Below are 12,440 nucleotides of genomic sequence, written 5' to 3'. Positions count from 1 at the left end.
ATATTATTCTCCTTTTAATTGTGTCCGATCCGCCTCAGCCTATTTATAGGCCAATAAATGATAATTGCTTTTCCTTTTATCCAATTATCTTTTACAGGACCGAAAGTTCGTGAATCTTTGCTGATCTTTCGATTATCACCTAAAACAAAATACTCGTTTGCCGGTACCCGGCTTGTTCCAATCAACTCCTTCAGTTTGAAATCTGAAGTGTAGGGTGAGTGCTTTCCTTTCAAAATTGACCGTAAAAACTTTTCTTCACGTACCTTGCCGTTGATATATAATTGATCGTTGCGATACTCAAGTTCATCTCCAGGCATACCTATTACTCGTTTAATATATGTCTGCCCGTCTGGCATCTTAATTGTTACAACATCAAAGCGATGAATCTTGCCGAAGTTCATCACCAATGCTTCCTCTTTTGAATACAATGTCGGCTGCATTGAATTGCCTTCAATCTGCAAAGGGACAATCAGATAGGTTTTCATGAAAAGAGCTGCCATAAAAGCAAAAAAAATTAATGGAAGCCAATAATCTAAATGCGCTTTTTTACGAAACCTTTTCAAGCTGTGTTTCAATGCCATATCCTCCGATTGTTTAAAGTTGTTTCTCATCCTTATTCATTCTATCAACTACTTCAACTGCTGGCAAAATTTAATTTAAAACAATCTTGCCTAAAAATAAGTTACAAAGTTTAAAAATAAACTTCAAATTAAGCTTCACATAAAATAAAGAATGGAAGTGTGCCAATGATCGTTAGGCTTTGAGTATTAACTGTGAATTACGAATATACGTCCGAATTTGACTATGAGTAATTCGTGGTTAAACGGGAAAGACTGACTATTGAAACACATTAACATGGAAGGCGCAAAAGAATACAAAAAAAACTGAGCCAAAACATAAGCTTTGACCCAGCCCACTCTCCTTCTTAAAAGTCTTCAAGTATTTTTACTTTAATTTTGTGTTACTTGTTTAACAGCAGTTTTATAAGCATTGTCACTGTTTGCGGCTTTGCTTGCGGCCAGCTCCTCCAGCTTTTCGACTGTATTCTTATCAGCCTTGGAACTTTGATCGAGTTTATTATCAGCTTGGAACTTCTTAAGCGCATCAGCAGTTTCTTGACTGAAATAGCCATTTTCTTTTCCTGGATTATAGTCTAAAGCCGTCAGCAAAGTTTGAACCTTTTTAATCTGCCCAGATACCTCACCCAATTGATATGTTTTTTTAGTATCAATCGCAGTTTGATACACGTAGCTGGGAAAATCAGCTTTAATATTCGGTTGCAGGCCCTTGTGATGTATCCATGAACCATCAGGTGTCAGCCATTTTGCAATTGTCATTTTCAGTTCTGTTTTATCGTTAAACGGCAAAGTATTTTGTACCGTCCCTTTCCCAAAGGATTTGGTTCCGATTAATTTAATGTTTGCCGATTGATTCAAAGCTGCTGAAAAGATTTCAGCTGCACTTGCACTGCCGCCGTTTATCAATACTACTGTTTTTTCATTAACTTTAAAACCACCATCATATTCTTTGCCGGCCTTGTAGATCTGTGCAGCTTGATCACGAGGCTGGACTTGCAGAATTGTTTTCCCATTCTTTACAAACATAGAAGACATCTTTAATGCCTGATCCATCAAACCGCCAGGATTATCCCGCATGTCTATTACAAACGACTTGGCTCCTTGTTTACGCAGTTTCTTTATTTCACTTTTGAATTCAGCAGCTGTCTTTTCTGAAAAAGTCGAAACTTGAATGTAGCCAACTGTTTTATGATCCTTATCAAGATGCCCAGTAACGGTTTTTACGGGTATCTTGGCACGCGTTAAGACTTTCGTGAAAGTTTCATCTGAACGACGGATCTTTAAAGTTACCTTTGTTCCCTTCTTGCCTCTAATCAAAGAAACAGCTTTGCTCAAAGAAACGCCTGTCATTGACTTGCCATCGATTTCTTCGATAATATCATTAGCTTTTAAGCCTGCCTTTTTAGCTGGAGTATTATCTATGGGTGCAATAATTTCAATATGTGAACCGTTCTTCCTGACCTCTGCTCCAACTCCTGTAAAACTGCTAGAAATTGTATTGTTCAAAGATTCAGTCTCAGTTTTTGACATGTACTCCGAAAATGGATCGCCCAAAGCATTTACCATTCCTGATAAAGCACCATTTTCTAGTTTCTGTCGACTGACCTTTTTATAGTAATTACTATACAAGGCAGAATAAACTGCCTCGATTTTTCCCATTGAACGGTTAGTTTGAACAGCTGCTTGCAGACGCTGATTCATAAAAGCAAAGACACCGGCTCCACCAATTAAAAGAGCAATAAATGCCGTAATAACAAGCGTCAGCAACTTGAACCTGCGCGGATTCTTTTGAGATTTATTATTTTTTTTGAACATACTAGAGCCTCTTATTCATTCAATTTATTTTTATTGCATCTTTTCAAGATATCGCTGCCAAGCACTATCAAAGATAGTCATTGTTGGCAGATAATTACCATTTAGTTCCAAATACTGGGATAATTTTTCATAGTTTTCAGAAAGTTTCGGGAAACTCTGATCATAAAAAGCATTGTTGGCAAATTGAGCAATCTCATCACTGCTGTCAGGATTTCGTTCAGTCATTAAAAACTGATAGAAGCTTTTTCGATACATCTTTATCCTTCTTTCACTTAGTCTGTTCAAGGGGAATATCTACTTGAAAACGAAAATCATCCTTGGACAAATCAATTTTTTGTGCACGTATGCGAATACCTTGTTTTAATGACATATCGTTTAAGTTTATTCTGATCGTTTTAGATTTGCTGTTAATTGTTGTCCATTTACCCAAATTGTAATTGTTTTTAACATAATTTAAAATAAATGAAGGCGGTGCGCTCAAAGATCCGATCGCTACTGATTTTGCATGCAGCAAAATATTCCCAGAGGAAGTGACTGTCGGATCAGTATAGAGCGAAAATGAAACGTTTTGTCCAAGAACCTTAGTTGTTCCTACCAACGCAACCGAATTTCCAACATTAAAAAAGTATTTAATCTGCTTTTTCTTCTGCTGCTGTACCAAATAATGGTTGATGGCTGCATTTAACTGTTCTTTATTCATCCGCACATTGATCGTAGTATATTTGCTGTTATCAAAATTTTGCTGTGCTACTTGTCTTTGAGCACTCGTAGTAGTAGTTGCTTGATGAAATAAGAACAGTAATGTTCCTAAAACCAACGCTAATAAAACGACGAAAGCCCATTTCCAATAATTCATTTTCTTCTTTTCTTTTTTTTGAGTTCGTCTATACATCATCTTGACGTTTCTCCTTTTTGCAATAACCAAGTGGTCTTATGCGTCAACATGGCAGCATATAGCCTGTCTGTCATGTAACCATAACCGCGAAGGTTTGGATGGAAATGATCACTCGCTGACAGATATTTATTTTTTTCTTTCTGATTCTTTAAAATCTTATCTAATTGAGTAGTGTTGACAGTATTAAGGTCTGTCAAGGTTGTTTGCTTAAGCTGGGCAGTCTTTCCTTGATATTGTCCTTCAGAAAGTTTTTGAGAAATATTTACCGGATAAACCTTCTTTTCTTTAGCAGCAAGAGATGCTGCCGTTTTATTCCATTCATCAGTGTACTGCTGCAGCTGTGTAAAGCTGGGAAAATAGACATAAAACGGATTGTACACACTGAATAAGAAAATAGGTGCTTTGTTATTGTAGCTGCGAACTTTAGTTAGTAATCTTTGTAAATTTTGCGCATACCTTTTTTGTGCACCGGGCATTGCACTTGCAAGTTCATTAGTAGTCAACAAAGAAAAGTTTTGCTGCAAGACTTGCATCAAGTCGTTACCACCGACAGTCATCACGATCACATCGGCTTTTTCTAATCGTTGCTGAAAAACAGTTTGCTGCTCAAGTCGTGTTAAGATTTGATCACTACGATCACCTGCTTTGCCAAAATTTTGAGTTTGAACGCTAACATCCTGTTTTTTTTGCAATCGCTCTTTAATTAGATTTACATAACCACCTTCTGCTGTCGGGTCCCCAACTCCTTGTGTAAGAGAATCCCCCAGTGCAACTAAACTGAGATGCTGTTTTTTAACCTTTACTTTCTTTACAGTCTTTAAACCTGTCGATTCAGTATGAGAATGTTCACCATTTCCAATTAAGAAACCAAGTATCATATAAACAAAGGCCGTGAGCACCGCAAGAATAAGCAAAAGGGCTAAAGAATTCTTTAAAACTTTCACATGTGCTCCTTTCTCACGTTAAGTTTCTAACTCGTGAATGCTGTTTAATTTTTTTATAAACGATATAAGTATACCAAAAATTCAGCATGATTTCTTTATAAAAGAGTTAAGTTAGAAAATGCTTAGTTATATTTTTAAAACATAACACAATTATCTTTAAAGATAAAAAAACAGCTGTATTTTAAGGGCTCCGTGCCGAAATACAACTGCCTTATTACTATACTAATCTTTCCTGCGATAAACTTTAAAAGTATGCGGATAACGATTCTTTTTGTCAACGATGCCCTCTTCTTGAGACAATAATTCAAAGTCTTCCATCTTAAGCGGCGGCATCGTCACATCTGCAGCAAATTGCGCATCAATCTGGGTTACATACAGATAATCAACGTCAGAAGCAAATTGTGCAAATAAGGATGCGCCGCCGATAATAAAGACAAGCCCGCTTTCTTCATTCATTTTTTTACGCAGCTCTTCAACGCTATGAACAATGCTAATTTGTTCATTCTTTTTATACTTCTGTGCAAAGGACTCCGAACGAGTAAGTATAAAGTGATGTCTGTGCGGTAAAATACCTGGCAGACTCTCAAATGTTTTGCGCCCCATTGCAATAGGATGATTCGAAGTCATTTTTTTAAAGTAAGCCAAATCAGCCGGTAAACTCCAAGGAAGGTGTCCAGCAATTCCGATATGATGATTACGGTCTTCTGCCCAAATATATGCCAGCATATTTCATCCTCCTTAAATTAAACAGCGACAGGGGCTTTAATCCCTGGATGAGGTTCATATCCTAAAACTTTAATATCTTCCATTTCAAAATCAAAAATATTCTTTTTTGATGGGTTAAGCCACAGCTTAGGAGCATCTTTTGCATCCCTAGCAAGCTGCTTTTTTATCTGTTCAAAGTGATTGTTGTAAATGTGTGCATCACCTAATGTGTGTACAAATTCTCCAACTTCAAGTCCAGTTTGTCTGGCAATCAGGTGTGTAAGAAGTGCATAGCTTGCAATGTTAAAGGGGACTCCCAAAAAGACATCCGCACTTCTTTGGTACAGTTGACAGCTCAATTTACCATTAGCAACATAAAACTGAAAAATAGTATGACAGGGCGGCAACGCACTTGCAGGCACGTCCTCAGGATTCCAAGCAGTCACTATTAGACGACGAGAATCGGGTTTTTCTTGAATATTAGTAATTACATTCTGAATCTGGTCAATTGTTTTTCCATCACGTGTTTTCCAGTGGCGCCACTGTGCACCATAAACATCACCTAGTTCGCCGTACTTAGAAGCAAAATCATCATTATTTAAGACCTGTTCGCAAAAAAAGTTCTTTTGCTTTTGATATTCAGCAGCAAAAGCGCTATCTAAAAGTGCACGATGACCGAAGTCTTGCATGTCAGGGCCAGAGTAATCTTTACTTTCAACCCATCTTTTAAAGGCCCATTCGTCCCAAATGTGATTATTGTGCTGCAGCAGATAGCGGATATTTGTATCACCACGCAAAAACCATAGCAGTTCACTCTTCACTAAACCAAAAGCCACTTTTTTGGTAGTTAATAGAGGAAAGCCCTTGCTAAGATCAAATCTCATCTGGTAACCAAAAAGACTGCGGGTACCCGTTCCGGTACGATCGTTCTTGGGATGCCCCTTTTCTAAAATATCACGCGCAAGCTGTAAATAAGGTGTTTCCACAATAGCCATTTTTACATCCCCCTGTTATTATTCAAATTGACTCAGATAATCCCAGCGCTGCATTTTTTCTTCTATTTTTTGATCTGTTTCTTCCACCTTATGCTGCAAGTCGCCGAGCTTTGTAAAATCGTCACCTGGTAAAACTGCCATTTCGTCTTGTAGTTTTGTTTTCTTTTGTTCAAGCCCATCAATCACACTTTCAACTTCTTTTAACTCAACCTTTTCAGCATAAGTCAGTTTAGTTTTTTCTTGCACAGCCTGTTCTTTATCTGGAACAGCAGGCTTTTCTTTTTTGGCAGTCGGTTGATATTTTTCAAAGTCTTGATGATCTTTAAGATAGTCGCTGAAATGCCCAGCGGCTCTTTCTATGTGCCCATCACCAGAAAAAATCAATAGCTTATCTGCAACCTTATCTAAGAAATAACGATCATGTGAAACAGTAATAACCGCTCCGTTGAAAGTGCTAAGATAGTCTTCTAAAACCGTTAACGTTGCAATATCAAGGTCATTTGTAGGTTCATCCAGTAAAAGAACATTGGGACTGCTCATCAACAATTTCAGTAGGTATAGACGTCTTTTTTCACCGCCTGAAAGTTTACGAATCAAGGTACCATGCATAAAGCGGGGGAAGAGAAACTGCTCCAACAGTTGCGTTGTACTGACATGCTGACCATTATCATCAACAACATTTTGTGCGTAATCATCCAGATAGCTGATCATTCTTTTATCTTCTGGAATAGGTTCAATCTGTTGTTTATAATATGCCATCTTGACTGTCTGACCAATCTCAAGCATACCTTGTTTCAGCGGTATCTCCCCAGCTAAAGCATTAAGGAAACTTGTTTTACCGGCACCATTTGCCCCAGTTATTCCAATCCGATCTTTTGCCTGCACAAGAAGATCAAAATTCTTAATGATTTGATGTGTCCCGATTTTAAGTGAAGCATTTTTTAACTCTAAAACCTTTTTACCAAGACGCTGTTGGCTTAAATTAATGTCAACCTTTTCTTCAAGGTGAGTTGCATGCAATCCACTTTCAAGTTCGTTAAAGCTGTTTATCCTAGCCTGCTGCTTAGTGGTACGAGCTTTAGCGCCAGTTCGCATCCAAGCCAGTTCTTTTTTATAAAGCTGTTGTTCCTTATGAGCAGTTCCTTCTTCCAATGCCACTCTTTCAGCCTTTTGCTGTACAAAATCCTGATAATTTCCAGTATAGCTAAACAAGGAACCGAAAGACAGCTCCATAATCTGAGTAGCAATTTGGTCTAAAAAGTAGCGATCATGAGTTACTACCAAGAGTGCTCCTTTATAATTTGCCAAATAGTCTTGCAGCCAATTAATCGAATCAAAATCCAGATGGTTAGTCGGCTCGTCTAAGACTAAAAGATCTGGAGCCTGAATCAATACCTGAGCCAAGCCAATTCTTTTTTTCTGGCCGCCTGAAAGTGTAGCAATTTTTTGATCCAGCTGTGTCAGATGCAACTGAGTCAGGATAGTCTTAACGTCACTTTCTGCACTCCAAGCATTCTCGCGATTCATTGCTTCTTCTGCATTTACATATCTCTGCTGTGTTTTCTTATCTTCAGGATTTTCTCCGTAAATCTTCAACGCTTCTTCATAATTACGAATAGTTTGAAAAACGGGGGCTGCACCTTCAAAAATAGCAGATAAAACAGAAACATGTTCGTCAAGCTCAGGATTCTGCTTTAAGTAACTGATACGGTAATTGCGCGGAGCAATTAGTTTACCACTATCAGGTTCATCACACCCAGTCAAAACATTTAATAAGGATGTCTTTCCCGAACCGTTTGTTCCGATCAGTCCTATTCTGTCGTGTTCGTTGATTATAAAATTCAGTTTATCGAACAGTGTTTTTTCCCCGTACGTTTTGCTGAGGTTTTCAACCCTTAATGTCTGCATATTGCCACTCTTTCATTCTAAATGATTTTGCACTGCAACTGCCGCTTGCAACAGTATCTTTCGTTCATTTGAAAGTTCACCTAAAACAACATTTCGTTCCAGCTGATCAAGTATTTGGCCCACAAAAGGACCAGGCTTGATACCTAAAAATCGGATCAAGTCTGAACCGTTAATTGCCAATTCGTGTTTGTTCTTGATTGGCAGCTGCATATACCTTTGCGTGATTGCTGCTATGCTTTGCCCTTTGCCTAAAATAGAAGCAGCTTCATTTGCGTATAGCAAACAATTCAACCCAGCCAGATATTCATCCCATGCTGACAAAGGCCCTTCTTCTTCCAGCCGCAGAATATGCAATGTTTTATAAATAGTGCTGATCAGGTCATTAGAACTCTTCCAAGCCTTTAGTAATTTAGCTGCTCTTCGATCTGAAAAATTACCAAGGAAAAAGAAAAGAGTCCATGCGCCTTCTTCAGTTTCCAAAGTAAAAGAAGGCAGTTCCAGCAATTTTTGCAGAAGTTTTTCCTTATCAAAAAACAAGGGGCAAAACTGATAGAGTTTAGTTTTAAGAAAAGCATTCAATCCGCGTTGCGGATTCTTGCCAAGCATTAACTTAGCCCATTCTACATGAATTCGCTCAACCGCGATTTTCTCTAGCAATTTTGCATTTGTTTGAATAGCTGCTAATGTTCTTTCTTCAATTTTAAAATCAAGTTTACTGGCAAAACGCACTGTCCGCATCATTCTTAAAGCATCTTCATGATAGCGTTCCTTAGGATTACCGACCGCTCGGATAACCTTATTTTGCAGGTCTGAAAGTCCTGTAAACATATCAATTACCGTACCATTTAAGTTCATTGCCAACGCGTTGATTGTCAAGTCACGACGTTTCAAGTCTTCTGCTAATGAGCGTACAAACTCAACCTTATCTGGGCGACGAAAGTCTTGATAAGTCGATTCAGTCCTGAAAGTAGTTATTTCATAAGCCCTTCCATGATCCATTACTGTCACAGTACCATGTTCAATTCCCGTATCGATAGTTTTCTTAAAAATCTGCTTAACTTCTTGAGGATACGCGCTTGTAGCGATATCGACATCATGCAAAGGTACATTCAGCAAAGTATCACGCACACAGCCTCCTACAAAATAGGCTTCGAATCCAGCTTGCTGGATTCTTTGCAAAATAATTTTTGCACTTTGAAACTGAGTGGGTAGATTTTGAATTCTCATAGGATATTCTCAAGCCCTACAAAAAGTTCGTTATAATTTTGAATTTTTGAAACTGCTACTGCTACACCGGACATGAACGAAATGCGATCAAATGAATCCTGTCTAATAGTTAGGGCCTCGCCTTGTCCGCCGAAAAGAACCTGTTCATGAGCAACGTAGCCAGGTAGACGTACACTGTGGATTTTCATTCCTTCATAATCAGCCCCTCTAGCACCCGGAAGCACTTCTTTTTCTTGAGGGTTGCCCTGTACCTTTTCTTTGCGTACTTTTGAGATCAGCTTTGCAGTATTCAATGCTGTTCCGCTAGGAGCATCCAGTTTATTGTTATGATGCATTTCAATTATTTCAACATCTGGCAGATATTTTGCGGCTTGCTGTGCGAACTGCATCAGCAAGACAGCCGAAATTCCAAAGTTAGGAGCAATCAAGCCACCAATTTTTTCCTTCTTTGCAAGTGCTTGCAGCTGTGAAACTTGATCGTCAGTCAAACCTGTAGTTCCGACAATAGGAGAGATTCTTTGTTCAAGAGCGTATTTTACATTTTCGAATACTGAATCGGGTGAAGTAAAGTCAATCCAGACATCGACTTCAGCACCGTTAATTTGCTGTAATTGATTATAAACAGGCACATCAAGTTCTTGATAGTCTGAAACTTCGTTGAGATTACTCTCCGTTGCCCTTGGGTCATAAACAGCGGTTAGTTCAAAATCTTTGTTCTTATTTACCATCTGTACTGTAGTGTTACCCATTCTACCCTTAAATCCTGCAACTAATACTTTTATCATGGCAATCATCCTTTTTCTTTTGATTCTCCCCCTTATTCTAACAGATTGTTTTGCTGCTTGCATCATCTCGCGGATAACGAAAAAGATCGGCGAAAAGCGCACTTCGGCAAAATTTGTGTTATGCTTTCCTGGAAGCTTTTAAAAAGACGTACAGGGGGAAAAATTTCATGTACCAAACTAATCTTAAAGTCCGTTGGCTGGACTTCATGATGATCTCACTAGGTTGTGCGCTATATGCGTTTGGACTTGTTAAAATTAATATTGCAAACAAATTAGCTGAAGGCGGAATAACCGGAATTACTTTGATCATTCGCTATTGGTTTCACATCGATCCTGCGCTTTCAACTATTGTACTTAATCTGCCGTTAATTATAATCGGTTATCGTTACCTTGGGAGAACTGCTCTTATTTATACTTTGTACGGTACGCTTTCGCTCTCTTTTTTTATTTGGTTTTGGCAACGGATTCCTTTCCAGTTAAATATTAACCATGATCTTTTTATCGCAGGCATCTTGGCCGGACTATTTGGAGGCATAGGTTCAGGCATTGTCTATCGCTTTGGCGGCACGACCGGCGGGACCGATATAGTCGCCCGGATCTTTGAAAACAGCCATGGAATTTCCATGGGTAAAACCCTGCTTTTTCTTGACGCACTTGTTTTAAGCGCATCGCTTAGCTACGTTGATATTCGTAAAATGATGTATACGCTGCTTGCTTCATATGTCTTCTCAAAAATCGTTACTTTCACACTAGAGGGCGCTTATGCGGCTCGTGGTGTTGTTATCATCAGCAGGCAGTATGATAAAATTGCCCAAGAAGTTATGTTGAAATTGGGACGCGGAGTCAGTTATCTGCAGGCAATGGGCGGCTACTCTAAGGAACAGTACCAAGCCATTTACTGCGTAATCAGCCCCAGCGAATTAATGACACTAAAGCATATCATAAATGATAACGATAAAAGAGCATTTGTCTCTATCCTGTCAGTTAACGAAGTACTTGGCGAAGGCTTCTCGTTTGATGTTCCGAAGTCAAAATTGAGTCTAAGAAAAAAGAAAAAAACCTATAAATAAGCAATTTTATTAAAAATAAGCTCATCTCATTTTAGAGATTGAGGCATAACCCCAAAAGTTTAAAGTAAGGGCTTTAACTCTGGAGGTATTTCTCAGATTGAGCTTATTTTTATTTATTTAAGCAAAATTTCTTTCCAATTTAAAGGAAAACCATACTCAGTACCTTTCACTTGCCTCTTATGCTTAAAATAACGATTTAGTTTATTTATATTGTAATTAAAGGGAATACCAAGTTTGTTGTACTTTACTGCAAAATCTTCGAGGATCACCCCCACATACGTGGGGAATACCTGCTACAACACAGCCAGCAGGCTAAATTTTAGGGATCACCCCCACATACGTGGGGAATACTCTTCATAATCTAAGAACAAATAAGCATTTTTAGGATCACCCCCACATACGTGGGGAATACTCATCTTTAAAGCATAATTTTACTTTAGTTACAGGATCACCCCCACATACGTGGGGAATACCTTACTTCTATCAAGACAAAATTGATAGTCATGGGATCACCCCCACATACGTGGGGAATACATGACTACATCCGTTGTATAGACTGTTTGACCAGGATCACCCCCACATACGTGGGGAATACTTTGAGTCATCTGCCTCCAATAATTTTGGATTAGGATCACCCCCACATACGTGGGGAATACGCAAGGTCTGTCTGCATACCTGAAACAGTGCTAGGATCACCCCCACATACGTGGGGAATACTGGAAAGTGTGATTATTGCAAGTCAGTCAAGCAGGATCACCCCCACATACGTGGGGAATACAAAGAAAAGATACCCGACAAAATGGCAATCAAAGGATCACCCCCACATACGTGGGGAATACAAGGATATATTAAACGAAAAACCGGTATTATAAGGATCACCCCCACATACGTGGGGAATACAATCAATGAAGTCACCCTCACAAGCAGCGGCAAGGATCACCCCCACATACGTGGGGAATACCAGAAAGCTCTTAAAGAATCTAATGCAACTAAGGGATCACCCCCACATACGTGGGGAATACTTAATTTACTAGATGATCCGCCTTTCATCTTTAGGATCACCCCCACATACGTGGGGAATACAATCATCCGAAATGTGGAGCTATACATCAGGTGGGATCACCCCCACATACGTGGGGAATACAGTGCATATGCAGATTTAACTCAAGATGGCACAGGATCACCCCCACATACGTGGGGAATACACCTCTATAGGATTTAACAAATATAATCTAGTAGGATCACCCCCACATACGTGGGGAATACGTGTATTACTCTGCTAATGGTAAAAATAGAACAGGATCACCCCCACATACGTGGGGAATACTAACAGTTTCTAAGAATAAGCTATCCATCATTAGGATCACCCCCACATACGTGGGGAATACAATGCTTTTCGACAAACTTCAGCAGCTCTTACAGGATCACCCCCACATACGTGGGAAATACCATTCTTGACTTGGATCCTATCGTTGATGAGCGGGATCACCCCCACATACGTGGGGAATACCTGAAAGG

The 12,440-nt window shown here is 39.1% G+C and carries 11 protein-coding genes and 1 CRISPR repeat array (1 of these 12 running past the window's edge); of the genes, 1 reads left to right on the top strand and 10 read right to left on the bottom strand.

Annotation, left to right across the window (positions count from 1 at the left end; all coding sequences use genetic code 11):
- Nucleotides 1-14 precede the first annotated feature (14 nt).
- From lepB to dapB, 10 genes are all read right to left on the bottom strand, one after another.
- On the bottom strand, nt 15-581 hold the full coding sequence (gene lepB, locus FD46_RS06445; protein ID WP_187329030.1) for a signal peptidase I: 567 nt from the start codon (nt 579-581) through the stop codon (nt 15-17).
- A gap of 369 nt (nt 582-950) precedes the next feature.
- Nucleotides 951-2,393, bottom strand: a complete 1,443-nt coding sequence (locus FD46_RS06440; RefSeq protein WP_057896339.1) for a S41 family peptidase — start codon at nt 2,391-2,393, stop codon at nt 951-953.
- 30 nt (nt 2,394-2,423) lie between these two features.
- Nucleotides 2,424-2,648 (bottom strand): YozE family protein, encoded by a 225-nt coding sequence (locus tag FD46_RS06435; protein ID WP_057896338.1) that lies wholly within the window; start codon nt 2,646-2,648, stop codon nt 2,424-2,426.
- 13 nt (nt 2,649-2,661) lie between these two features.
- The gene (locus FD46_RS06430; RefSeq protein WP_057896337.1) at nt 2,662-3,288 is read right to left on the bottom strand and encodes a YpmS family protein; all 627 of its coding nucleotides are present in this window, start codon (nt 3,286-3,288) and stop codon (nt 2,662-2,664) included.
- Complete coding sequence (locus FD46_RS06425; protein ID WP_057896336.1) at nt 3,285-4,232, bottom strand: SGNH/GDSL hydrolase family protein; 948 nt, start codon at nt 4,230-4,232, stop codon at nt 3,285-3,287. Before FD46_RS06425 ends, FD46_RS06430 begins: the two co-directional genes overlap by 4 nt.
- A 222-nt stretch (nt 4,233-4,454) precedes the next feature.
- On the bottom strand, nt 4,455-4,958 hold the full coding sequence (locus tag FD46_RS06420) for a dihydrofolate reductase (RefSeq protein ID WP_057896335.1): 504 nt from the start codon (nt 4,956-4,958) through the stop codon (nt 4,455-4,457).
- 17 nt (nt 4,959-4,975) lie between these two features.
- Nucleotides 4,976-5,932, bottom strand: coding sequence for a thymidylate synthase (locus FD46_RS06415; RefSeq protein ID WP_057896334.1), 957 nt, complete (start codon nt 5,930-5,932; stop codon nt 4,976-4,978).
- An 18-nt stretch (nt 5,933-5,950) separates the two neighbouring features.
- Entirely contained in the window at nt 5,951-7,840 is a 1,890-nt protein-coding gene (locus tag FD46_RS06410; protein ID WP_057896333.1) for an ABC-F family ATP-binding cassette domain-containing protein, read from the bottom strand.
- Nucleotides 7,841-7,852: 12 nt separating this feature from the next.
- Nucleotides 7,853-9,067 carry a CCA tRNA nucleotidyltransferase gene (locus FD46_RS06405; RefSeq protein WP_057896332.1) on the bottom strand — a complete coding sequence of 405 codons (1,215 nt, stop codon included), beginning with the start codon at nt 9,065-9,067 and terminating at the stop codon, nt 7,853-7,855.
- Complete coding sequence (dapB, locus tag FD46_RS06400) at nt 9,064-9,852, bottom strand: 4-hydroxy-tetrahydrodipicolinate reductase (RefSeq protein ID WP_057896857.1); 789 nt, start codon at nt 9,850-9,852, stop codon at nt 9,064-9,066. Before dapB ends, FD46_RS06405 begins: the two co-directional genes overlap by 4 nt.
- A gap of 167 nt (nt 9,853-10,019) precedes the next feature.
- On the opposite strand from dapB, the gene FD46_RS06395 reads away from it, so the two are divergent.
- A complete protein-coding gene (locus FD46_RS06395) occupies nt 10,020-10,922 on the top strand; it encodes a YitT family protein (RefSeq protein ID WP_057896331.1) in 903 nt (300 codons plus the stop codon).
- Between the two features lie 261 nt (nt 10,923-11,183).
- A CRISPR array of direct repeats spans nt 11,184-12,440; the repeat unit is 29 nt; unit sequence AGGATCACCCCCACATACGTGGGGAATAC (it continues 358 nt past the right edge of the window).

This window comes from Liquorilactobacillus oeni DSM 19972 (assembly GCF_001436275.1).
Lineage (GTDB): Bacteria > Bacillota > Bacilli > Lactobacillales > Lactobacillaceae > Liquorilactobacillus > Liquorilactobacillus oeni.
Note: the sequence above shows the minus strand (reverse complement) of the source record. Positions and strands in the feature narration are given on the sequence as shown.